The sequence below is a fragment of the Paraburkholderia sp. JHI869 genome (assembly GCF_038900775.1).
Taxonomy (GTDB): domain Bacteria; phylum Pseudomonadota; class Gammaproteobacteria; order Burkholderiales; family Burkholderiaceae; genus Paraburkholderia.
On record NZ_JAYMSC010000023.1, the window covers coordinates 1 to 23,191 of the forward strand.

The following is a 23,191-nucleotide window of genomic DNA, read 5'->3' on the forward strand; positions in this document are numbered from 1 at the left end:
GGCGGGAACTTGGCGAACAGCGTGTTCGGCTCGAGCGTCAGGTGATACAGCGACAGATGCGGCGGCCTGAACGACAGCGCCGTCTCGATGTCGGCCTGGCATTCGGCGAGCGTTTGCTGTGGCAGCGCGAACATCAGGTCGAGGTTGAAGTTGTCGAAAGTATTGGCCGCGACCTCGACCGCGTGGCGCGCCTGCGCCGCGTCGTGAATGCGCCCGAGCGCCTTGAGATGCGCTTCGTTGAAGCTCTGGATGCCCACCGAGAGCCGGTTCACGCCGCTCGCGCGAAACTGCGCGAACTTCGCGGCTTCGAACGTGCCGGGATTCGCTTCGAGCGTGATCTCGGCATCGGCGTCCAGCGGCAGCAGGGCGCGCACGTCCGAAAGCAGCCGATCGAGACCCGCCGCCGAAAGCAGGCTGGGCGTCCCCCCGCCGATGAACACCGTATGCACCTGGCGGCCCCAGACGAGCGGCAGCGCCTGTTCGAGATCGGCGCGCAGCGCGTCGAGGTAATCGTCTTCGGGGAAGCGTTCGCCCTTCCATTCATGCGAGTTGAAATCGCAATAGGGGCACTTGCGCACGCACCACGGGAAATGCACGTAGAGCGCGAGCGGCGGCAGCGAAGTAAGGCGAATGCTGCCAGGCATCGTGAACGACTTCACGACTTCGATGCCGATTCGATGCTGCTGGCTCACGCTTCCTCCTGCAGTCGCGCGAGCAGTTGGCGCAGGGCGATTGCGCGATGGCTCGACGCGTTCTTGAGCGCCGGATCGAGTTGCGCTGCCGTAGCTTCCAGCTCCGGAACGTAGAAGTAAGGGTCGTAGCCGAAGCCATTTTCGCCGCGCGGCGCGTCGAGTACGACGCCGTGCCAGCGGCCTTCGGCGATGAGCGGCTCGGGGTCGTCGGCGTGGCGCACGAGCGCGAGCACGCAGTAGTAGTAGCCGCGGCGATCCGCGTGCTCTTTCAGGTTCACGACGAGCAGCGCGTTGTTCGCCGCGTCGCTCTTCTCGCCGCCCGCGAGTTGCGCATAGCGCGCCGAATACACGCCCGGCGCGCCGCGCAGCGCGCGCACGCACAGGCCCGAGTCGTCGGCGAGTGCAGGCAGGCCCGTGAGTTTCGCGGCATGCCGCGCCTTGGCGAGCGCGTTCTCCACGAAGGTGGGATGCGGCTCCTCGGATTCGGGCACGTTGAGCGCGCCTTGCGGCACGAGCTCGATGCCGGCCGCGCCGAGCAGCGCTGCGAACTCGCGCAGCTTGCCCGCGTTGTTCGAGGCGAGCACGACGCGCGAGAGCGCGTCTGCTGCGGTTTTAGCCGCTGAATCCGGCTGCAAATCAGCCATGCGAAATCTCCAGCGCAGCCTTTTGCTTCTCGATCAGCGAGCGGATGCCGCTTTGTGCCAGATCGAGCAGCGCATTCAGTTCGTCGCGCGAGAACGGCGCGCCTTCTGCGGTGCCCTGGACTTCGACCATGCCGCCCGAGCCCGTCATGACGACGTTCATGTCGGTGTCGCACTGCGAGTCTTCGTCGTAGTCGAGGTCGAGCACCGGCACGCCTTCGTACACGCCGACCGAAATCGCGGCCACGTAGTCGGAGATCGGCGAGCGCTCGATGCGGCCCGTTGCCAGCAGCTTCGAGACGGCGTCGTGGGCCGCCACGAACGCGCCGGTGATGCTCGCCGTGCGCGTGCCGCCATCGGCTTGCAGCACATCGCAATCGAGGTTGATGGTGCGTGCGCCGAGCGCTTCGAGGTCGAACACGGCGCGCATCGCACGGCCGATCAGGCGCTGGATTTCCTGCGTGCGGCCCGTTTGCTTGCCGCGCGCGGCTTCGCGGTCGCTGCGCGTGTGCGTGGCGCGCGGCAGCATGCCGTATTCGGCGGTGAGCCAGCCCTGGCCCTTATCGCGCAGGAACGGCGGCACGCTTTCGGACACGCTCGCGGTGCACAGCACCTTCGTATCGCCGAACTCGACGAGGACCGATCCTTCGGCGTACTTCGTGTAGTTGCGGGTGATGCGGACTTCGCGAAGCTGGTCGGCGGCGCGGCCGGAGGGGCGCTGATTGGATTGGGTCATCGTGAAGGTGCGCGAGGGCACGAGAAGGAAGGGGAAACCGTGATTTTACCGCCTAAGCGCGGCGCGCGATGGGCGCGGCCGGAAGGCGGTGGAAGGCAAAAACGGGGTCGCCCCGGCCGGGCGAGCCACGCAGCCCGCGCTTGAGGGGATGCGCCCTCAAAAATGGGATAATGTGGTTTCTCCGCCCCGCGCTACCGTCCATTCGCGACAACCCGCCGGGCGCCTCGATTCCTCCGCCGTGACCCGCGCGCCCACCGCACGACGCCACGGCTTTCTTCGCGAGACGAACCATGATTTACAGCATGACCGGCTATGCCAGCGCCACGCGCGAGCTTGCTGCGGCTTCGGGCACGGGCGGCGCGAGTGTCTCCGTCGAGTTGCGTACGGTGAACTCGCGCTTTCTCGACCTGAACTTCCGCATGCCCGAAGACGTGCGCGTGTGCGAGCCCACGCTGCGCGAAATGCTGATGACGAAGCTCTCGCGCGGCAAGGTCGACATCCGCATCAACATCCAGCGCAGCGAGCAGGGCGCCAACGCAGGCGCGCTCAGCCGCGACGCGCTGGATCAGCTCGCTACGCTCGAGCGCGCCGTGCTCGAAGCGTTTCCCGAGTCGGGCCGTCTGCGCACGGGCGAGATTCTGCGCTGGCCCGGCGTGCTGGCGGAAAGCGGCGTGGCGGCGGACGTGCTGCGCGACGCCGTGCTCGGCTGCGGCAAGCAGGCCATCGCCGATCTGATCGAAGTGCGTGGGCGCGAAGGCGCGCAGCTCGCCAACATGCTGCTCGCGAACGTCACCGAAATGGAGGCGATCGTCGCGCGCATCACGCCGCTCGTGCCGGAGCTGATCGCCAAGCACCAGCAGAAGATCGTCGAGCGTCTGCAGGAAGCGCTGGGCATTGCCGCGCCGGACAGCAACGGCAACGGTGGCAGCATCGGCAATATCTCGCGCGAAGAAATCGCCGAGCGCATTCGCCAGGAAGTGACGATGTATGGCATTCGCATCGACATCGCAGAAGAGCTCTCGCGTCTCACGGCGCACCTGAACGAAACGCGTCACGTGATCGAGAAGGGCGGCCGCGTCGGCAAGCGTCTTGACTTCATGATGCAGGAGCTCAACCGCGAAGCGAACACGCTCGGCTCGAAGGCGGCGGCGAAGGAACTCGCAGACGCCTCGATGACGCTCAAGCTCCTCATCGAGCAGATGCGCGAGCAGGTTCAGAATCTCGAATGAAGGAAGCAACGAACATGACCGACCAAAGTAGCGCCCCGAAAGGCGACGCGAAGCAGGACAAGAAGCGCAATCCGTACGCGGGCAACTACCCCGGCAACCTCTTCATGGTGGTGGCGCCTTCGGGTGCGGGCAAGTCGACGCTCGTGAACGCGCTGCTCGCCGAAGACAGCGCGATCCGACTGTCGGTTTCGTACACGACGCGCGCGCCGCGTTCGAAGGAGCGCGACGGCGAGCACTATCACTTCACGACCGTCGACGACTTCCTCACGCGCCACGCGGCAGGCGAGTTTCTCGAGAGCGCGGAAGTGCATGGCAACTACTACGCCACGTCGCGCGTGTGGATCGAAGACCAGATGAAAATCGGCCATGACGTCCTGCTCGAAATCGACTGGCAAGGCGCGCAGCAGGTGAAGAAGCAGTTCCGCAATGCAGTGGAAATCTTCATCCTGCCGCCGTCGCTCGAAGCGCTTGCCGACCGCCTGAAAAAGCGCGGCGAAGACGAGCCGAACGTCATCACGCGACGCCTGCTTGCAGCAGGTAGCGAGATCGCGCACGCGAGCGAATCGGAGTACGTCGTGATCAACGAGAACTTCGATCGCGCGTTGCAGGAACTGCGTAACATCGTGAGCGCTACGCGCTTGCGCTTCGCTTCGCAATACGCGCGGCATACCGAGCTCTTCGTGCAGCTCGGTATCCACCACCCGCAGCCCGGCGCATCGGGCACATAAGGTAGAATAAGAACCTGCTGAGAATAGAAGGAACCCGACATGGCCCGCATCACCGTCGAAGACTGTCTGAAACAGATTCCGAACCGCTTCGAACTGGCGCTCGCCGCGACGTATCGCGCGCGCCAGCTCGCACAAGGTCACACGCCCAAGATCGAGAGCCGCGACAAGCCTACCGTTGTCGCGCTGCGCGAGATCGCGGCTGGCCAGGTCGGCCTCGAAATGCTGAAGAAGGTGCCCGTCTAAGGGCGCGTTCGTACGCATTCCGTTAGGCACGTAGTTCGTACCGCGCGCAGTTGCAATATCCGGCATCAATCGTCAACGCCAAACCTGATACGGAGGGGAACATGAGCACCACGCCCTCGCCGGCCACCGAGGTGGACCAGGAAGCCGAGACTGCGAGCCCTGCGCGCAATTACATCGACGCGGTCCTCGAACAGTCGTTTCGCCATCTGTTCGGACCGACCGCGACGCCGGAGCAGCCCCGCAAGCACGGGGTCGTCTCCATCGCCAATCTGACCGCTGCGCTCTCCGGTTACCTCACTCCCGAGGAAATCAAGGAGGTCAAGGCAGCGTTCCACTTCAGCGATGAAGCCCACCTCGGGCAATATCGCCAGAGCGGCGAACCCTATATCACCCATCCCGTCGCCGTCGCGGAAATCTGCGCCGGCTGGAAGCTCGACGCGCAGTCCATCATGGCCGCGCTCCTTCACGACGTGATGGAAGACCAGGGCGTGACCAAGGCGGAACTCGCCGAGCGCTTCGGCGCGAAAGTCGCGGAACTGGTCGATGGCCTGTCGAAACTCGACAAGATGGAGTTTCGCAACCGCGAGGAAGCGCAGGCGGAAAACTTCCGCAAGATGCTCCTCGCGATGGCGCGCGACGTGCGCGTGATTCTCGTGAAACTCGCCGACCGGCTGCACAACATGCGCACGCTCGGTGCGGTGCCGCCCGAAAAGCGCCGCCGCGTGGCGCGCGAGACCATCGACATCTATGCGCCCATCGCGCACCGTCTTGGCCTGAACAACACCTATCGCGAACTGCAGGACCTGAGCTTCGCGAACTTCAACCCGAATCGCTACGCCACGCTCGAAAAGGCGGTGAAGGCCGCGCGCGGCAATCGCCGCGAGGTGGTGAGCAAGATTCTGGAGGCGGTGCAGCGCGCCCTTGCCGATGCGAAGCTCGACGCCGAAGTCACCGGCCGCGAGAAAACCATCTTCAGTATCTACAAGAAGATGCGCGACAAGCAGTTGTCGTTCTCGCAGGTGCTCGACGTGTACGGTTTTCGCGTCGTGGTCGAGTCGGCGCTCGAGTGCTACACGTGTATCGGCGCGCTTCATGCGCTCTACAAGCCGGTTCCGGGCAAGTTCAAGGACTACATCGCCATTCCCAAGGTGAACGGCTATCAGTCCCTGCATACCACGCTGGTAGGGCCGTTCGGCGCGCCTATCGAGTTCCAGGTGCGCACGCGCAAGATGCACGAGATCGCCGAAGCGGGCGTGGCCGCGCACTGGCTCTACAAGAACGGCGGCGCCGATCTCAACGACGTGCAAAAGCGCGCGCACCAGTGGCTCAAGTCGCTGCTCGACATCCAGAGCGAAGTGGGCGACTCGAGCGAATTCCTCGAGCACGTCAAGATCGACCTGTTCCCGGACGCCGTGTACGTCTTCACGCCGAAGTCGAAGATCATGGCGCTGCCGCGCGGCGCCACGGCGCTCGACTTCGCGTATTCGATCCACAGCGACCTTGGCAACCAGTGCGTGGCCGTGAAGATCAATAACGAGCTACTGCCGCTGCGTACGGAACTGAAGAGCGGCGACATCGTCGAGGTGATCACCGCGCCGTACTCCAAGCCGAATCCGGCGTGGCTCGGCTTCGTGCGCACCGGCAAGGCGCGCTCGGCGATCCGGCACTACCTGAAGACCATGCGTCTCACGGAGTCGGTGCAGCTGGGCGAGCGGCTCGTCGATCAGGCGCTCAAGGGCTATGGCTACCAGCTTTCGGAAGTCACGCCGGAAGTGTGGGAAAAGCTGGTCCTGTGGACCGGCAACAAGAACCGCCAGGAAATTTTCGCCGACATCGGTCTTGGCCGACGCGTGGCGGCGGTCATGGCCAAGCGCATCGAAGTGCTGATGAGCGGCCAGGACGCCGACGACGCCGAGCATCACCATCCGCCGCGCGACCCGAATGCGCCGCCGGCGCCGCCTGTCGTCATCACGGGCACCGAAGGCATGTCGGTGCAGCTTTCGGCATGCTGCCGCCCGATTCCCGGCGACAGCATCATGGGCTACATCGGCATCGGCCTTGGCATGGCGATCCATACGACCGACTGCCGCGTCGCGCAGCGCATCCACCGGCGCGATCCGGGCCGCTGGATCGACGTGGCCTGGGCCCCGCAGCCGGGGCGTCTGTTCGACGTCGCGGTGAAGGTGCTCGTGAAGAACACCAAGGGGGTGTTCGCGCGCGTGGCGGCTGACATCACGTCGGCGGACGCCAACATCGTGCACATCGCGATGGACGACGATCTGGCTCAGGAATCGAACATGTTGCGCTTCGTGATCCAGGTGAGCGATCGCGTGCACCTCGCGAACGTCATGCGCCGCGTGCGCACGAATCCGGACGTGATGCGCATTGCGCGCGAGCGCTCGAGCGACGACGGGCACCATCGCCACGACGGCGGCATGCGCATCGAGCGCGAGCGCGCGGATTACTGATTCGAGCCTTTGCTGCAGCCTGACCGGGCTTGCCGGTTCACGTCGTCATCTTCCTTCGAACCGAAACGAGGGACTCGCAATGAACGTAGCTGAATTGACTGGACTCGCGCTCGATTACTGGGTGGCGCGCAGTCTGCCGGACTTCGTGCGCGAAATCTATTTCACCGACAGTGGCGAGACGGTTGCCGTGCGCGGCAACGACCGCGGGCGTCCGTGGGACGGCCGTTTCATGCCCACCGATTCGTGGGAGGCGGCCGGCGTGGTGCTGGACCGCGCCAGGCGCGTCGAGCTGCGCGAAGGTGAGCCGGCTTCCTGTGTGGCGGAGTTCGAGGGTGAGTCCGGTGCAGTGAAAGCCCACGGTGAAACCACACGCGAGGCGCTGCTGCGGGCGTTCGTAGCGAGCCGCTTCGGCGAGACGTAGGGGAGATGCTGCGACAGCCCCAGACCTTGCTGGGTACGGGCATGGAGCCAGTGGCCGAGCCCAGCGCGATTGGCGACGTGGAAGACCTGCCGCGTCCCGATGCGCAGATCGGCGACATCGGCACGCCGCCGCGCTAGGGTCTAGTCTCGCGCGAGAGGGCAGGCGCGCACAATTTCGTAGCTGAAATGACAAAGGGCCTTTCCATTCGGAAAGGCCCTTTGATTGGTGGCGCGGCTGGCAGGATTCGAACCCACGACCCCTTGGTTCGTAGCCAAGTACTCTATCCAACTGAGCTACAGCCGCACGCTAAAACGATACTACTTACAGCACTATACTGCTTGAAACCGTTCCCAGATCAATTAGACGGGAAACGTTCCGAATAAGTGGCGCGGCTGGCAGGATTCGAACCCACGACCCCTTGGTTCGTAGCCAAGTACTCTATCCAACTGAGCTACAGCCGCACGCAGAAAAGAGATTATAGCAGGGCTTTGAAAAAAGGGAAGACCCTTATCGTGATTTGTCTCGGGGCGAGGTTCGTGTACGCTGGCAGTAGTGACGCACAGTAACGAATCAGTCAGTACACGCACCGCAGTGATCCCATCATGAACAAGGCCTTTGTCAAAGAATCGACCGACAACGACGACGACGATCTCGAAGCCGGTCACCCCGAGATTCCCGCCGGCACGAAGAACTACATTACGCCAGCCGGCTATGAGCGCATGCGCAGCGAGTTGCTGCATCTGATAGACGAGGCGCGGCCTGAAGTGGTCAAGCTCGTCTCTTGGGCGGCCTCGAACGGCGACCGTTCCGAGAACGGCGACTACATCTACGGCAAGCGCCGGCTGCGCGAAATCGACCGTCGCATCCGCTTTCTCACGAAGCGGCTGGATCTGGCCGAAGTCGTGGACAGCAGCCGCCAGGAGAGCGTGGATCAGGTGTTCTTCGGTGCGACCGTCGAGTACGGCACCGAGGACGGCGAGGCGCACACGATCACGATCGTCGGTATCGACGAGGTCGATCTCGACCAGGGGCATGTGAGCTGGGTTTCGCCTATCGCGCGCGCGCTCATCAAGGCGAAGATCGGCGATCAGGTCACGCTGCGAACGCCAGCAGGGCCGGAACCGATCGACGTACTGGACGTGCGGTATCCGGCACCGCACGCCTGACCAGCGGCAGAAATGAAAAAAAGGCACCCGAGGGTGCCTTTTTAGCTGCAGTGCTGGCCGAAGCGGCCAGCAACGTGCTGCTTAGAAGCGGTGACGCATACCAACCGTCACAGCAACTTGGTCTTGCGTTGCCGACGACGCTGCCAAGCCGTTCAGGTACGGTCCGATACCTGCCTGGTTCGACGAGACGTGCTGCCAGTTGCCCTGGAGGTACACATCGGTGCGCTTCGACAGAGCGTAGTCCGACTGCAGCGAAACCGTGTTGTAGTTCGGGTTCACGCCGCCGCCGAAGTTCGTGCGCGTGTACGTGTACGCGCCGGCCAGGCTCAGAGCCGGGGTCAGAGCGTAACGAATGTTGCCTTCAAAGTTCTGGAAACGAACGCTGTTCCCGTGAAGATTGATGCCATTAGCCGTACCCGACTGCGTCGGCGAGATGCCAATCGCGTTGCCCAGTTGCGTCTGCGTGTAGACGAAGCCTGCCGTTGCCGGGCCGAACGTGTAGTTCACGCCGCCGCCGAACGTGCTTTGGCGAGCTGCACCGAAGGTGTAGTCGCCTGCTTGTGCGCCCGAGAACGTAGCAGCGTTGAACTGCTGGTTGTTGATGTCGTTGTTCGTGTGCAGGTAAGCAGCTGCAAAGTTCAGGCCGGCGTAGTTATACGTCGCGCCGAAGCTATAAGCACGGTTGTTCGCGAATTCGGTGCTGTTCGAGAACGAGTACGTACCGCCGAACTTGAAGCCAGCGTAGTTGACGCTCGAGTACTTGATCGTGTTGTTGAAACGAACCGAATTGTTCAGGTTGTCGTTATCGAACGGGTGAGCGGCGATCGTGCCACCGTATTGCGTGCCGGTGTTCGACAGCGGTGCGAGGTAGTCGACGACGGAGTCGTACTGACGACCGAGGGTGACCGCGCCGTACTGGTCGCTGGCCAGACCCACGAACGCTTGACGGCCGAACATGCGGCTCTTTTGACCGAGGTTGCCGTTGTCGATGTTGAAGCCGTTTTCCAACGTGAAGATGGCCTTCAGACCGCCACCGAGGTCTTCAGCACCGCGCAGGCCCCAGCGGCTGCCGTTGACCGTGCCGCTCGTGGCTTGCCATGCGCTGTGACCGCTCGTGGCGCTCACGCGTTGGTTGTTCGAGTACGTGATGCCTGCGTCGATCAGGCCGTACAGCGTAACGCTGCTTTGCGCGTGTGCAGCCGTTGCAAAAACGCCCGTCAGGGCGGCGACCATGAGAGTCTTTTTCATCTTTGTAAACTCCGAGAACAGAGGTGGGTTTCGTTGAACCCTGTTTGGGAAACCGTCCATGCGAAGCGCAGCGAGAGGCAAAGTTCGCGTGGTACGCATTAATCCGTTCGGAACGATCCGTCCGAGACAATCCGTCCAGGTCGGTTTCCAGACAGGCAGAGTGTAGAGAGGGTGCTCGAAGAGGGGGTATTCCGAAATCCGCAATAAAGTATTGCGCTATCTGAAATGATTATTGCGCTCGTCTTAAGCCCTGCTGGTAAAGGCTTTGAGCGGATTTCTCGAGAAGGGGATGAAACTGTCAACCGCGCGAGCGTTGTGCGATCGCTACAGCAATTCATTGCGGAAAACGGCTTATATCGGTCTCAACTGATTATTGCGCCCGGCGTAACAGATGATTGTGCGCCGCATGCTTAATCGTCAGACCTCGGTCCGGCTATACTCCAATCGCTGCTTTCCGAAGCAGACTTTTTCGTTGACGAAAAAGATCTCCAAACCTTTGTCGGCGCGGCCTTTTCAGCCGCGCTTTTTTTTCGTCTGTCTTCAGGCCACTTGTGCCGCCCGTGACTGCGAGCGCCTTACTGGGTGCCCGTTTGCGGGGGCTCAGGCTGCAGGCTCCAGTCTTCCATTACGTAGTGTCTTGCGTCCATAGGGGAACACAGCAGGTTGTGCCAGTGGTCCCCGTGCCATGCGCCATAGGTTTCGGCTTCTTCAGCCGTCGGCGCAATCCCGTCCGTTTGTACGAGCCAGTGAATCCAACGCCGTAGAGTTGTCAGCATGATCACCTCCGATGCCGCTAACGATATGGATCATGAATTGAATGTATTACTCGAACAACCGGGAGAAACACTTACGTTTGACACGGATTGTTACATTTCGGGAAAACTTCCCGGTAGAAATGACATGAATAAGATAATCGGGTAAAAATGACGCGAATCGATATATTGATTCGGATCGCATACGATTTTCTCGCGGCTTTTTGATGCGTACCGCTTTTATCGTTGAATCGGGAAAGCTGTTATAAAAAATTTGCTTGACTGGCGATTGACGTTCCCCGTATAACGGCAAGGCTGATTTTCGTTCTGCTGCAATTTCAAAACCTGGAAATCGCTGAAGCGGGACGGCAGGAATTGGCTGGATACGGCGTGAGGGTTATTGCCCGCGTCATTAAAATCTCGAGGGAAACGGAAACATGGAAACCGGTATCGTCAAATGGTTCAACGATGCGAAGGGCTTTGGCTTCATCACGTCTGACGCCGGCGGCGACGATCTGTTCGCGCACTTCTCGGAAATCCGCTCCGACGGCTTCAAGTCGTTGAAGGAGAACCAGCGTGTGTCGTTCGACGTCAAGGTCGGTCCGAAGGGCAAGCAGGCCGCGAACATCCAGCCGCTGTAACGACAGCGTGCGAGCGCTCGCCAGGCGAGCACTCATGCAACACCAGGCCCCGGGCGAATCCCGGGGCTTTTTTATTTTTGACATATTGATATTTAGTCGATATTGGTGATTGAGCTTTTTACTCACGGATTAAATCGGGAAAACCCTGGGAAACTGCGACTTTTTCGATTCGGGTTTTCACTAAAAGATAAAAGTCACACTTACGCTGCCGGAACCGTCGGCGCGTGGCGTCCAAACGGTGCATACTTGGGCCGTTTTCCATTTCCCCAGTCGTTTCACCATGTTTGAATCCTCCTTGAGCGCCGCACAGCCCGCCGGCGACCTTCCCATCGTCTTCGTGGACCTCGAGACGACCGGCGGTTCGTTAGGCGAGCACCGGATTACTGAAGTTGGCGTTGTGGAGGTGGCGCAAGGGCAGGTAACACGATGGAGCACCCTCGTCGATCCCGGTCAGCCCATTCCGCCCTTTATTCAGCAACTCACCGGTATTACGGACCGGATGGTGAGCGGCGCGCCGAGCTTCGCCGACATTGCCGCAGAGCTTCATGGGCGACTTGCCGGCAAGCTCTTCGTCGCGCACAACGCGGCCTTCGACCGCGGCTTCCTGCGCGCGGAGTTCGAGCGCGCCGGTTACTCCTTCAACCCCGACGTGCTGTGCACGGTGCGCCTGTCGCGGGCGCTGTTCCCGGGTGAGAAGCGCCACGGGCTCGACGCGCTGGTCGAGCGCCACGCGCTAGTGCCATCGGATCGCCATCGCGCGCTCGCCGACGCCGATCTGCTCTGGCAGTTCTGGCAGCGCCTGCCCGCGCTGGTGCCTGGGGATGCACTGGCGTCCCAGATCGAGCGCACGACGCGCCGTCACGTACTGGCTGGCGACATCACCGACGAACTCATCGATACGGCGCCGGCAGGTCACGGCGTTTATGCGTTCTACGGCGAGAACGACGTGCCACTGTATGTGGGGCGCAGCGTGCGGGTGCGCCAGCGCGTGCGCGCGCATCTTTCGGGTGAGCGGCGCTCTTCGCGCGAACAACGGATGGCGCAGCAGGTGCGCCGCGTGGAGTGGCGTGCCACAGGCGGCGAGCTTGGCGCGCTCCTTGTCGAGGCGCAATGGATCGCGACGCTCAAGCCTTCGTTCAATCGCATGCCGCGTGTGTCGAAGCGCGATCCCGCCGACCTTGGGGCGGCGCCCTGGCCATTCGATGGCGCGGTGGTCGTGCTGGAGCAGGACTCGACGAACGGCGCCGACGTTTATCACCTGATCGATCGCTGGTGCTATGTAGGCGCCTTTCCCAGCACGGCCGAAGCTGAAGCGCGGGTGGACCGTAGCGCCGAGCAGGTGTTCGAGCTTTCGACCTGGCGCATACTGCAGACGCACTTTGAACGCGGCCTGCGCGTGCAGGTGCTGCAGCCTTCCGAGGCTGACGGCCTCACGAGCGCCGCATAGCGGCGCTTACGCGACCCCGCCTACGCCGCCTGATTCGCACACGTGCTCCAGTGCCTGGTTCATCGCATTCGTGCGCGCGGAGTCGTAGCGCGTGAGTTCCTTCCAGTTCGCAACCGTTCTTGCGACGCGCGCCGGGCAATCCGGCGCGCCCCGCATTGATTGCACGCGTGCGAGCGCGCCGATCAATTGTCCGGTGAGTCTGTCGAGTTGGGGCCGTGTCGCTGTGGCGAGATCCGGTGCCGGGTCGCTGGGCGCCTGCGAGGCGCGCCACGTGTCGAACAGCGACTTCTGCATTTGCGTGCTGGCATCGATCTGATCGCGGAAAAAGGCCCGCGCAAACGCGGGGTCGACGCCGGCAGCCGTGGCACGCTTCTGCACATCGGCAAGGAGGGCGTCTTCACGAGGCGTATCGGTGATCGGCTTGTGATGCTGCCATTTCCAGTGCGCGACCGGCTCGGCAAGCGCCAGCCGCTGCGAAACGAGCGCGACGAGGTTGGTCAGGGCCGTGTCGTCGCCGTCGGCGTGGACGGATGCGATCGGCAGGGCGAAGAGCAGCGCAGCAGCGCAACGCGCGCTTGCGCGGGTCAGCAATGTCATCGAGTGGAAGAAGGACGGCGGCAATGAAAACCGAAGCATAGCCGGTTATGGTGCGCTTGCGTCCAACGGCGCGGAGGTCGAATCGCGATGCCCGCGTGAACGCGCGCCCTCGATCGGGCGTGGCGGGCGCATACCGCTGCGGCGCAAAACCGCGCGCGCAGCACGACACGCGCGTCCCCGTACTACGCGTGCTGATTTGCACACGAACGTCTACAGCGCGCGTGGCCGCGCGAGCGCGTACGTGTGCGTTTCCCCGTCACTTCTGTTCGTGTGCCTTGCGTTGCTCGTCAAGAAATGCCCGCACGTGAGCGGGCAATTCGTCGCCGAGAAACTCAACGGCCACCGGTTCCGGATCCGGGCTGAAAACTTGGTCCGGGGTCGGAATCCTTGGCGGTTTGGCGTCCATGATCTTTCTCCTATGTAAGCCGATTATCCGGCTCGGCACTTCTACTGCGCTAGTCCCGCTCACGGTAACAGTGCTTTTCTCGCACGCGTGTTGCTTTCTTCGCACAGCGATACAAATGATTAACGGCGCGGGAATATAATTGTTGAGATGTCCTCTGCACTGTCGCATGCTGCGTGAGTCGCGCACGCTCGGCGTTTCTCCCAAATCTCCCGCACAGCGGCTGCTGCAGTCGCACAACGCCTCGATCGCAGTTCCCCCGGCCCTGTGACCCGCGTTCGCCCTGGCGTCTCGCCGCGCCTGTGTTGCGCGACGCCGCAAGCGCGGGCCGGTTCCGCCGGCTCAGCATGCACCCATCATCCGTCTACAACGGTCGATTATGCTTAACCGTTGACGTCCAAACGTTAATAAGAATTAAAACTATGTAAGCGTCCGTTTCTATCCGATTGGGCGATTAATACTTTGCTCCGCGTCATATGGCCGCGAGTTAATGACCGAACGTACGTAAATAGCCGCGCATTGGGGCGCGGCGTATTGATGCACTCCGATAATTCGTTACGTTCACACCGCGGGCGGGGCCGGCACGCGTTGCACGTGAGCGTGGTTGGCGGGCGTTGCGCGAACATCCACCTGGCCGTGGATGCGCGACTGATGGCCGTCCGCGAACATGTAGTACGGAAACGGATGCGCCGGTTCGGAAGCCGTGTCGAGGCGGGCGACCAGCTCGGGGGCGAGTGTGAAGTCGAGCGCGCCGAGCGACTCTTCGAGTTGGGCGGCCTTGGTGGCGCCCACGATGATGCTCGCCACGCCGCGCTTCTGATACAGCCAGTTCAGCGCGACCTGCGCCATGGGCCGATTGGCCTCGTGCGCGACCCGCTCGAGTTCGGCGACGATTGCGAAGTTGTGTGCCGAGAGCTTGTCAAAGCCGGGCGGCGGTTTTGCGCCCATCGTCTGCAAGCGGCCCGCGCCGCTTACCCCGACGCTCGCCTGCGACGGCCGATATTTCCCCGACAGCACGCCCATGCCGAGTGGGCTCCACGGCACGAGGCCCATGCCGAGTTGCGTCGCGAGGTCGGCGAATTCGTGCTCCACGTTGCGTTCGATCAGCGAGTATTCGAGCTGCATGGCCGCCACCGGCTCGAAGCCGCGCCAGTCGGCCAGCGTCTGCGCGCGGCCCGCATACCAGGCGGGCACGTCGGAGAGCCCCACGTAGCGGATCTTGCCCGCGCGCACCGCGTCGTCCATGGCGCGCATCACTTCGTCGGCGGGCGTCATGCGGTCCCACGTGTGCAGGTAATAGAGATCGATGTAGTCGGTGCCGAGGCGTTTGAGCGAGCCTTCGAGCGCACGCAGCAAGTTCTTGCGATGGTTGCCGCCGGCGTTCGGGTTGCCCGATTCCGCGTTGTAGGAATACTTGGTGGCGATGACGAGTCGCTCGCGCAAACCGCGCGCCGCCGCGAAGCGCCCGACCCAGGTTTCACTCGTGCCTTCGGTATAGAGATCGGCGGTGTCGATGAAATTGCCGCCCGCGTCGACATAGAGGTCGAAGAGCTGCTGTGCTGCGGCTTCGTCGGCGCCCCAGCCCCATTCGGTGCCGAACGTCATCGTGCCGAGGGCGATGGGGCTCACGCGCAGGCCCGAGCGGCCGAGCAGCGTGTAGGTATCGAGTTTCATGGCGGTTTCCTCCAGGGGTGAGTGGCGAACGCGAGCTCATCTTGCGCCTTTCCTTTTTGTGGAAAAATCGGGTTCAGCTGAAAGTACTGTGAAGCTGTGCTTCACAACGGAGACAACATGAGCCCCGTTTCCACCACGCCGTTAGCGCCGCCTGCCGCATCGGGACTGGCGGGGCGCCTGCCTGCGCTGCTCGCGGTCGCCGCCGTCGCGCGGCACGGCAGCTTCACGCGGGCGGCTTCTGCGGCGGGCTTCTCGACTTCGGCGCTCTCACAAACCGTGCGCGCGCTCGAAGCGCAACTCGGCGTGAGGCTCTTCAATCGCACCACGCGGCGCGTCGCGCTGACCGAGGCGGGCGCGCAGTTTCTCGCGCGCGTCCAGCCCGCGCTCTCGGAGATCGAAGCGGCATTCGATGCACTCGACGCTTCACGCGACGCCCCGGCGGGCACGTTGCGCATCAATCTGCCGCGCGTGGCCAGCGAGTTGCTCGTCATGCCGCATCTCGCGGAATTCATGACTCGCTATCCGCAGATCAAGCTCGAACTCGCGCTCAACGACGGTTTTGCCGATCTGGTGGGCGAGGGTTTCGACGCGGGTATTCGCCTTGGCGAATCGGTGGCGCCTGGCATGGTCGCGGTGCCGATCGGCGGGCCGATTCGCATCGTCGTGGTGGGCTCGCCGGACTACTTCGAGCGCCGCGGGCGGCCCGTCACCCCCGACGACCTCGCCGCGCACGATTGTCTGCACTATCGCTTCGCGACGGGCGGCGTGTATCGCTGGGAGTTCGCCCAGCCGGACGATCCCGGTCGCGTGTTCGATGTGGTCACGGAAGGCCGCTTCATGACCAACGATCTGCGCACGATGGTGCGCGCCGCGGAGCAGGGCGTGGGTCTTTTGCACGTGATTGAAGACTACGTGCGGGCGCCCCTGGAGGAGGGCCGGCTCGTGCCGGTGCTTGGACCGTGGGGCGCCTCGTTCCCGGGCTTCTATCTATATACGGCCGGGCGCACACAGTTGCCGCCGAAGCTGCGCGCGTTCATCGACTTTCTGCGCGAAAAGCGTGAGGGTGCCTAGATTCAGACAGCCGTTTTCAGATACGTCTGATTCGGTCGCGAGGCGATCTTGCTTAGCTTTAAAAGCTGCCGATACCACTTCCGCGCGGCGTCGAGCGAGCAGTTTTTGGTCGGCGAGCAGGGACTGTATCCGTCAGCGCGGCTTTTCAGGCAGAGCGAGCTGGGGCAATGGGGTGATGTGATCGCAGAAGTGGGCGCTGGATGCGCAGCAGCGAGAGGAATAAGACGCTCGGCGAACCAGGCGCCAAGCGCAGGCGGCACAAAGCAAAAAGCCCAGTCCGAAGACTGGGCTTTTTGCTTGAATCCTGGTGCCGGAAAGAGGAATCGAACCCCCGACCTTCGCATTACGAATGCGCAAAAGTTGGGGTGGTGGGGGGTGGCGCAGCATGGCGAGATTTTTCATAAAAGCCATTAAAAACAATGTATTAATAGACTCTCTCGTATGCTGTGGCATGGCATCAGATGGCGCGATATTGCTATAATTCGCTTACACAGGCACTTACATGGTCGATGGGCGGCACGATGTAAGCGCGACGGGAGCGACTATGGCAAGGGTGAAATTCACGGCGGCGCGGGTGCGCGATTTCGTATGCGAGCCGGGCAGGCAGCAGTCTTTTCTGTGGGACAGCGAGGCCGTTGGGCTGGCACTGCGCGTCACGACGAAGGGCGCACGGTCCTACGTGTTCCAGGCTAGCCTGCGCGATGGCCGCGAATTTCGGCTGACCATCGGGAAGCAGCGTGACTGGGACATTGCCCACGCCCGCGAGCGTGCCCGCGAACTGCAACGCCTGATTGATGCAGGGAAAGACCCGCGCGAGGAAAAGCGCGCCACGATGGAAGCCGACCGCGCCGCCGCCGAGGCCCGCCGCCAGGCTGCGCAGCGTGACGATGTAACAGTGCGCGAGGCGTGGGGCGTTTATCTGGAGCACTTGCGCACTGCGATTTCACCCAAGACGAAGAAGCCGCGCAGCGCGCGCTATCTGGCCGACCATGAGGCGCTCGCCTCGCCCGGTGGCGAACCGCGCAAGCGTGCCAAGAAAGGCACGAAAACGACCGCAGGCCCGCTGGCCGTGCTGATGCCGCTTAAGCTGGCGGACCTGACCGCCGCGCGGGTTTCGGCTTGGCTTGAAGTCGAAACGGCGCAACGCCCGACGAACGCGGCGCACGCGTACCGCCTGCTAAAGGCGTTCATTCGCTGGAGCGCAGACCATGACGATTACGCGGGCATCGTGAGCGCGGACGCGTGGCAATCCGCCAAAGTAAGGGGGCTCGTGCCACAGAGCAAGGCGAAGGCGGGCGGCGCCCTGCAACGCGAGCAGCTAAAAAGCTGGTTTGCTGCCGTCCGGTCGCTGGATAACCGCGTTGCTAGTGCCTACCTGCAAGCCACGCTGATTACCGGCGCACGGCGCGAGGAAATGGCCTCGCTCAAATGGACGGACCTCGATTTCCGCTGGCGTTCGATGACGATTGCCGACAAGGTGGAGGGCCAGCGCACAATACCGCTCACCCCCTACCTTGCCAGCGTGCTTGACGCGCTGCCGCGTCGCAACGAATGGGTGTTTTCCTCGCCCCAGGCAGAGGACGGAAAGATTGCCGAGCCACGCTTTGCCCACAATCGCGCGCTGGCAGCGGCGGGCCTGCCGCACCGGACGATTCACGACTTGCGCCGCAGCCTCGCCAGCCTGTCCGAATGGTGCGAGGTTCCGACTGGTATCACGGCGCAGTTACAGGGCCATGCGCCGTCCGCCCTGCGAGAAAAGCATTACGTGCGTCGCCCGCTCGACTTGCTGCGCCTGTGGCACGACCGCATAGAAGCGTGGATGCTCGAACAGGCTGGGATTGAATTTGATGCAGCCGTGCAGCAAACGGGAGCATTGCACGCCATCAAGTAGCTGGAAAGCCGTTCGGCGGGTTGTGGTACGCTCAATCGTCTTCGCGCGGCGACAGCGGCCCTGAATTGTTGAGGATTACTACAGGATGCTAGCAGAACGCTAGCGCACTACTGAAACGCCATGCGGGAAGCGGCGACGCGTCTAGTTTGCGCTAGGCGCGTCGCCTGACCAATACCCTGTCTTGTAGGGAGACACGGCCAATGGCTGACGGCATTCTACCGCCGCGTCCCGCGCGCGTTACCTTCTTTCGTCCCGCCAGCGATGACGACCTTGTGGACGTGGAGCAGTTCATCGTTGCGTACTGCACGCGCATTCGTGCCGAGCGGGTGTGGTACACCGTACGCGGCAAGCGGCGCAACTGGCAGTGCAACCCCGTGCAGTTACGTGAGCGTCGATGCAGGTATGGCCGAACGCTGCCATACGGGGGGCATTTGCGCATGCACGTCATGGACGAAATGCGCGCCGAGGTCGAAGGCGCCGCCCGTGCTGGCTTGCTGACGTTGCGCGACAGGCTGGGCCACATTCTCACGACCTTGCCAAATCGCGGTCAGTTTGACCCATTCGCGGGGGTGTATGTCCGTGGCGCGGACCTTGAGGCATTCGCGGAGGTCCATTGGGACGTGCGCAAACAACCCGAAGCCGATGCGCAAAGCACGGTGCCTGCCGCTGCCGTGCATGTTTCCAGGGCCGAGCGGCAAGAGGCTCGCGTCCTCGAAGTGATACGCGCGCTAGGCTTTGACCCGCTGGCACTTCCGCCCACGAAAGGCAAGTCAGGAGTAAAGGCCAAAGTATGGGTCGTTTGCTCGAAAGAGGCGGGCTTGCTTACCAGGAGTAGCTTTGAGCACGCTTGGGAGCGCCTGCGCGCCGACAAGCGCATACAGGGTGGCAAATAGCAGAGTCTCGCAACGGTATCCCCTGGTAGGTATCCCCAAAAAACAGAGATAGGGGGAAACTTGCGAGGGGGATAGTTCGGGGCGCTCAATCGTTCGCGACGCCATCACCTGCGATGGCGCAGGAGCGACGAACGATGCAAACCTGCAATTCCCCTCAATTGGCCACGCTGGCTGAAAGGCTGCGCGCCGCACAAAAGGCGTGTCAGGACGCGCATGCGGCGGCGCTCGCTGCCCTGGCCGCGCTGGTGCCCGATGGGCTGGATGACGCGACGCCGCTTTACGAAAGCCAACCTGCGCGAGCGCACGCGATACGCGGGCCGCCAGTCAAGCCGCTGACAACCGCCGAACTTGCGCGCGCGCTGAATATCACCCAGGGCACTATCCGCCGCCGCTTGTGCGATGACGGCAGCTATTTCGGTCTGGTGCCGGTAAAGCTTGCGTCTGGTCGCCTGCTCTGGCCCGCTGACTCTCTGGCGCGCCTGATGATAGCCGGGGGGGCATCATGGGTGGATGCTGGCTCGCAGGCGCAACTGACCCGCAGCGGGGGCGCGAAGTGAAAAAAACGCCCAACTCCCAAAACGGCGAGCCGGGCGCATCGTATCTGCCTGGCAATTCTAACGAATTTTGCGGCACGGGTAACGTGCGCCATTTGCGCGTGATTGCCTCGCGGGGGGCAGCATGAATGGCGCCGACGATTACGGCCGCGCACGCAGCGCGTTACAGGCGCTCGATGCAGGATGCGACCGCGAAACATGGGTCCGCGTGGGCATGGCTGCCAAGGCGGCGGGCGTGAGCGAAGACGATTTTCTGGAATGGTCGGCGAGCGCGCCGAATTACGGCGGCGAGCGCCCGACGCGTAGCGTGTGGCGTTCCATCAAATCCGGTGGCATCGGCGCGGGCACGCTGTTCAAGCTGGCGGACGATGCAGGCTGGTGCGACCCGTACAAGGGCAACGGATACGACGCACCGCCGCGTCCGCCAGCCGCGAACGGCGCCGCGCGACCCGCGAGCAAGCCGACGAAGCCCGACAGGCCGCGCGTGGACGCGCAGGCGTTATGGGACAGCTACGCGCACGCGCCCGAGGCGCACGGCTATATCTCCGCGAAGTGCGGTGTTGGCGAAGGGCTACGCGTGGTGCCCGACGAGAGCACGCAGACGATAAGCGGCCTGCGCATAGCGGGCTGGCTGGCGGTGCCGTACTGGGGCATCGCAGACGGCAGATTGCGCACGCTGCAATACGTGCCGCCGCCCGAGGCGGACGCGCCCAAGCTGAATCTGCCCCGCGCGGCGTTTGACGATGCCGCATTCGTTACAGGCGCCGTCGCACCAGATGGCCGCCTGTATGCCTGCGAAGGCATCGCAACGGCGTGGGCCTGCGTGCGCGCGGACCCGCAGGCGGCAGGCGTGGTAACGGCGGGCGTGGGCCGTTTTATGACCGTCGCCAGGGCGCTGCGCGCGAAGTATCCCGGCGCGCAGATTGTGTTGATACCCGACCGTGGAAAAGAAGTCGAAGCCGAGAAAGTGGCGCGCGAGGTGCGCGGCACGTGGGTGCCGATGCCCGACGATGCGCCGCCGAATTTCGATGCAGCCGAGTACGCAGCGGCGCACGGCGACGAAGCGCTGGCAGACCTGCTGGCGAAGCCGCACAGCCCCGAAATGCGCTTTCGCGTGCTCGCTGCGCGCGACCTGCTGACCCAGCCGCCTATGTCCTGGCTGGTGCATGGCGTGTTGCCACGCGAAGGGTTGGCGACGCTATACGGCCCGCCCGGCAGCGGCAAGAGCTTTTTGACGCTCGACGTGGCCGCCGCCATCGCGCAGGGCCGCGCGGAATGGTTCGGCTACCGCCTGAGCGGCGCGCCCGTGACGTATTGCGCACTTGAGGGTCGCGCTGGCATGGCGCAACGTCTCCAAGCCTGGCAGACGCACCACAGCGACGAGTTGCCCGAGCGCCTGCGTTTTGTGGCGCAGGAACTCGACCTCCGCGCAGACGCGCCCGACCTCGCAGACTCCATCGTTGCCGCAGGCGGCGCGAGCGGCCTTGTTGTGCTCGACACACTCGCGCGCAGCATGGGGGCGTTCGATGAGAACTCGCCCGAGGACATGGGCGCGCTGGTGGACGCTGCTAGCACATTGCAACGCTTAACGGGCGGCGCGGTATTGCTGGTGCATCACTCCGGTAAAGACCCGACGAAGGGCGAGCGCGGCCACTCCACGTTGCGGGGAGCGCTCGATTGTTCGATTGAGGTTGTGCGCGAGGGCGGTACGCGCCGCTGGCGGGTGAGTAAGGCCAAGGATGGCGCGGATGGCAACGAGGCGCATTTTGACCTGTGCGTGGTTCCGTTCGGCGTGGACGATTACGGCGATGAGCTTTCGTCCTGCGTTGTGGTGCCCGCGAACGGTAGCGCAGCATCGACAGCCGTATTGCGTGCGCCCACGACGGCACAGCAACAGGTTGTGTATGAAACGGTGGGCGCGCTGCTGAAAGCGTCACGCGACTTAGGCAAAGGCGGTGCGCCCGTCGCAAGGCCGTGCGTGCTCTACGCAGACGCCGTGGAAGCTGTCGCACCAAAGCTGGTGCAGTACCCACCAGACAAACGCAGGTGGGCAGCGAAGCGGGCGATTTTTGCGATGCAGGCGAAGTGGTACGACACGGACGGCGAATGGATGTGGCATCGCTGACGATTAGCACTCACAAACTCACAACTCTCACAAAGTGAGGGTTTGTGAGCGGGTGTGAGGAGTCTCACAACTCTCACTCACTCACACCCCCCTATAAGGGGGTGAGAGTTGTGAGAGTGAGACCCGACACCTGACCGTGGGGAAAACGTGATTTTCAGCGTGGAGCGAAACCACGCCGGGAGCGCAGAGCATGGGAGCGATGCAGCGGCGAAAAGGTGGCGACGGCGAACGCGAACTGGCGCGCCTGCTGGCGGACGAATTGGGCGCGGATGTGCGGCGGCGCTGTCGGCAGCACCCCGGCGATTCGGACGTGCTGGGCGTCGATGGCTGGGCCGTCGAATGCAAACGCGTGCGGGCCGCCAGCCGTGGCGATCTCGTTGCGTGGTGGCGGCAGGCCGTGGCGCAGGCGCAGGTAACTGGCGAACTGCCCGCCTTGTTCGTGCGTTGCGACCGCTCGCCGTGGCGCTGCGTCTGGCCGCTGGCCGTCGCGTTTGGCGTGCCGGTGGCGGACGGCTGGCGTGATTTCGAAATGACCTGCGAAACGTCGATTGCAGGCTGGGCCGCCGTGGTACGCGAGCAGCAGGCCGCGCGCGAGCGCGAAACAGTGGAGGTGGCCGAATGATTGACGCATTAGTGAGCGGCAAGCTGCACGGCAAGCCGCAGCAGCGCACGGCGAGCAACGGCAGCGGCAAAACGTTCGTCACGGCGACCCTGCGCTGTGGCACGGGCGAGGGCGAAGCGCAATTCGTGAACGTGATTGCGTTTTCCGAGACTGTGAAGGCGACGTTGCTGACGCTGGGTGACGGCGACCCCGTGGCCTTGTGCGGCTCGCTGACGGTTAGCGTGTGGACGCCCGCGCAGGGCGAAGCACGCCCCCAGGTGAAGCTGACCGCGACGGCGGCGCTGTCGCCCTACCATGTGACGAAGCGGCGCGCCGCAGTGCAGGGCGTGCGCCGCCCCGTTCGGAACGGGCGCGAACCGGCTACCGCTGACGCAGGCTTTTACGATGACGACCTTTGACCCTGAGCGCACAGCGCGGCACCGCGAATTGCTCGCGTCGGCCAACTTCAAACGGGTGTCGTATTTCATGTGCGACGAGGCGCGCCGGGCACTCGCGGCGCAACGGCGGCGCGGCGAGTCGCTATCACAGGCGCTTAACCGGTTGCTGCTGGAACAGAGCAGTGGACGCGACGAAAACCCCGGCGATGCACGCGAGTTTGCGAGGCGAGTGCGGCAGGCTCAAAACCAGATTCGCCATAGTCAGCGACCCGCCAACCGTAATGGTCCATACATAACCCGTAGCTGGGTGCTACGCAGCGATGGCAGCGGCTCGGGCGCTTACGTTACTGCCGATGATGTCCAGGAATTCGATAAGGATTCGCGCCCGCCGTAAGGTATTGCTCGCCTTCGCGCGCGCGCGCGAGTGACGCACGCTTCGGGATGCACCCGCCTGCACTATCAAACGGCAAGCAGGTGCAGTTGCGGCTAATTACGTCCCAGGATAGCTGCGACAATGCTCGCAGACGGTCTCAAGACGGCCCTTGCGCATCCGTACATAAGGGCGAACGTGT

The 23,191-nt window shown here is 63.3% G+C and carries 23 protein-coding genes, 2 tRNA genes and 1 pseudogene; 16 read left to right on the top strand and 10 right to left on the bottom strand.

All coding sequences use genetic code 11. From position 1 onward, the window contains the following. From hemW to rph, 3 genes are all read right to left on the bottom strand, one after another. Positions 1-644 (bottom strand): radical SAM family heme chaperone HemW (gene hemW, locus VSR72_RS30445; protein WP_342956105.1); only part of this gene is annotated, 644 nt, incomplete at its 3' end. Between the two features lie 44 nt (positions 645-688). Next, positions 689-1,336, bottom strand: a complete 648-nt coding sequence (rdgB, locus tag VSR72_RS30450; RefSeq protein WP_342955994.1) for an RdgB/HAM1 family non-canonical purine NTP pyrophosphatase — start codon at positions 1,334-1,336, stop codon at positions 689-691. Then, positions 1,329-2,069: a ribonuclease PH gene (gene rph / locus VSR72_RS30455; RefSeq protein WP_342955995.1), complete on the bottom strand. Its 741-nt coding sequence runs from the start codon at positions 2,067-2,069 to the stop codon at positions 1,329-1,331. Before rph ends, rdgB begins: the two co-directional genes overlap by 8 nt. 290 nt (positions 2,070-2,359) lie before the next feature. On the opposite strand from rph, the gene VSR72_RS30460 reads away from it, so the two are divergent. The 5 genes and pseudogenes from VSR72_RS30460 (at position 2,360) to VSR72_RS30480 (ending at position 7,295) form a co-directional block, all read left to right on the top strand. Further along, on the top strand, positions 2,360-3,298 hold the full coding sequence (locus VSR72_RS30460; RefSeq protein ID WP_342955996.1) for a DUF1732 domain-containing protein: 939 nt from the start codon (positions 2,360-2,362) through the stop codon (positions 3,296-3,298). A 14-nt stretch (positions 3,299-3,312) separates the two neighbouring features. Next, positions 3,313-4,026, top strand: a complete 714-nt coding sequence (gmk, locus tag VSR72_RS30465; protein ID WP_342955997.1) for a guanylate kinase — start codon at positions 3,313-3,315, stop codon at positions 4,024-4,026. Between the two features lie 39 nt (positions 4,027-4,065). Further along, positions 4,066-4,269: a DNA-directed RNA polymerase subunit omega gene (gene rpoZ / locus VSR72_RS30470; protein WP_006400783.1), complete on the top strand. Its 204-nt coding sequence runs from the start codon at positions 4,066-4,068 to the stop codon at positions 4,267-4,269. 101 nt (positions 4,270-4,370) lie between these two features. Then, positions 4,371-6,737 carry a bifunctional (p)ppGpp synthetase/guanosine-3',5'-bis(diphosphate) 3'-pyrophosphohydrolase gene (locus VSR72_RS30475; RefSeq protein WP_342955998.1) on the top strand — a complete coding sequence of 789 codons (2,367 nt, stop codon included), beginning with the start codon at positions 4,371-4,373 and terminating at the stop codon, positions 6,735-6,737. A gap of 79 nt (positions 6,738-6,816) precedes the next feature. Further along, positions 6,817-7,295: pseudogene (locus VSR72_RS30480) on the top strand (phage protein NinX family protein). 89 nt (positions 7,296-7,384) lie between these two features. Here VSR72_RS30480 and VSR72_RS30485 read toward each other — a convergent pair. Continuing rightward, positions 7,385-7,461, bottom strand: a tRNA-Arg gene (locus VSR72_RS30485). Between the two features lie 81 nt (positions 7,462-7,542). Next, a tRNA-Arg gene (locus tag VSR72_RS30490) sits at positions 7,543-7,619 on the bottom strand. A 141-nt stretch (positions 7,620-7,760) separates the two neighbouring features. Here VSR72_RS30490 and greB point away from each other — a divergent pair. Next, the gene (greB, locus tag VSR72_RS30495) at positions 7,761-8,324 is read left to right on the top strand and encodes a transcription elongation factor GreB (RefSeq protein WP_342955999.1); all 564 of its coding nucleotides are present in this window, start codon (positions 7,761-7,763) and stop codon (positions 8,322-8,324) included. A gap of 81 nt (positions 8,325-8,405) precedes the next feature. Here greB and VSR72_RS30500 read toward each other — a convergent pair whose 3' ends face one another. Together VSR72_RS30500 and VSR72_RS30505 are read right to left on the bottom strand one after the other, a co-directional pair. Further along, a complete protein-coding gene (locus VSR72_RS30500; RefSeq protein WP_342956000.1) occupies positions 8,406-9,572 on the bottom strand; it encodes a porin in 1,167 nt (388 codons plus the stop codon). 575 nt (positions 9,573-10,147) lie between these two features. Further along, a complete protein-coding gene (locus VSR72_RS30505; protein WP_342956001.1) occupies positions 10,148-10,348 on the bottom strand; it encodes a hypothetical protein in 201 nt (66 codons plus the stop codon). Between the two features lie 413 nt (positions 10,349-10,761). Between VSR72_RS30505 and VSR72_RS30510 the strand changes: the two genes are divergently transcribed. After that, positions 10,762-10,965 (top strand): cold-shock protein, encoded by a 204-nt coding sequence (locus VSR72_RS30510; protein WP_233863970.1) that lies wholly within the window; start codon positions 10,762-10,764, stop codon positions 10,963-10,965. 280 nt (positions 10,966-11,245) lie between these two features. After that, complete coding sequence (locus tag VSR72_RS30515) at positions 11,246-12,412, top strand: exonuclease domain-containing protein (protein WP_342956002.1); 1,167 nt, start codon at positions 11,246-11,248, stop codon at positions 12,410-12,412. A 6-nt stretch (positions 12,413-12,418) separates the two neighbouring features. Here VSR72_RS30515 and VSR72_RS30520 read toward each other — a convergent pair whose 3' ends face one another. The 3 genes from VSR72_RS30520 to VSR72_RS30530 form a co-directional block, all read right to left on the bottom strand. Continuing rightward, the gene (locus VSR72_RS30520; RefSeq protein ID WP_342956003.1) at positions 12,419-13,009 is read right to left on the bottom strand and encodes a chorismate mutase; all 591 of its coding nucleotides are present in this window, start codon (positions 13,007-13,009) and stop codon (positions 12,419-12,421) included. Between the two features lie 256 nt (positions 13,010-13,265). Beyond that, positions 13,266-13,415, bottom strand: coding sequence for a hypothetical protein (locus VSR72_RS30525; RefSeq protein ID WP_027795377.1), 150 nt, complete (start codon positions 13,413-13,415; stop codon positions 13,266-13,268). 558 nt (positions 13,416-13,973) lie between these two features. Next, positions 13,974-15,086 (bottom strand): aldo/keto reductase, encoded by a 1,113-nt coding sequence (locus VSR72_RS30530; protein ID WP_342956004.1) that lies wholly within the window; start codon positions 15,084-15,086, stop codon positions 13,974-13,976. A gap of 117 nt (positions 15,087-15,203) precedes the next feature. Between VSR72_RS30530 and VSR72_RS30535 the strand changes: the two genes are divergently transcribed. The 8 genes from VSR72_RS30535 to VSR72_RS30570 all read left to right on the top strand — a co-directional run bounded on the left by VSR72_RS30535 (position 15,204) and on the right by VSR72_RS30570 (position 23,013). Continuing rightward, positions 15,204-16,157 carry a LysR family transcriptional regulator gene (locus VSR72_RS30535; protein WP_342956005.1) on the top strand — a complete coding sequence of 318 codons (954 nt, stop codon included), beginning with the start codon at positions 15,204-15,206 and terminating at the stop codon, positions 16,155-16,157. Between the two features lie 544 nt (positions 16,158-16,701). Then, complete coding sequence (locus VSR72_RS30540; protein WP_342956106.1) at positions 16,702-18,048, top strand: integrase family protein; 1,347 nt, start codon at positions 16,702-16,704, stop codon at positions 18,046-18,048. A gap of 200 nt (positions 18,049-18,248) precedes the next feature. Beyond that, positions 18,249-18,941, top strand: coding sequence for a hypothetical protein (locus VSR72_RS30545; RefSeq protein ID WP_342956006.1), 693 nt, complete (start codon positions 18,249-18,251; stop codon positions 18,939-18,941). Between the two features lie 134 nt (positions 18,942-19,075). Beyond that, the gene (locus VSR72_RS30550; RefSeq protein WP_342956007.1) at positions 19,076-19,498 is read left to right on the top strand and encodes a hypothetical protein; all 423 of its coding nucleotides are present in this window, start codon (positions 19,076-19,078) and stop codon (positions 19,496-19,498) included. Positions 19,499-19,619: 121 nt separating this feature from the next. Beyond that, on the top strand, positions 19,620-21,620 hold the full coding sequence (locus VSR72_RS30555; RefSeq protein WP_342956008.1) for an AAA family ATPase: 2,001 nt from the start codon (positions 19,620-19,622) through the stop codon (positions 21,618-21,620). Between the two features lie 190 nt (positions 21,621-21,810). Then, positions 21,811-22,242 carry a hypothetical protein gene (locus VSR72_RS30560; RefSeq protein ID WP_342956009.1) on the top strand — a complete coding sequence of 144 codons (432 nt, stop codon included), beginning with the start codon at positions 21,811-21,813 and terminating at the stop codon, positions 22,240-22,242. Continuing rightward, the gene (locus VSR72_RS30565; RefSeq protein WP_342956010.1) at positions 22,239-22,640 is read left to right on the top strand and encodes a single-stranded DNA-binding protein; all 402 of its coding nucleotides are present in this window, start codon (positions 22,239-22,241) and stop codon (positions 22,638-22,640) included. Before VSR72_RS30560 ends, VSR72_RS30565 begins: the two co-directional genes overlap by 4 nt. Further along, the gene (locus VSR72_RS30570; RefSeq protein ID WP_342956011.1) at positions 22,627-23,013 is read left to right on the top strand and encodes a hypothetical protein; all 387 of its coding nucleotides are present in this window, start codon (positions 22,627-22,629) and stop codon (positions 23,011-23,013) included. Before VSR72_RS30565 ends, VSR72_RS30570 begins: the two co-directional genes overlap by 14 nt. Positions 23,014-23,191 lie beyond the last annotated feature (178 nt).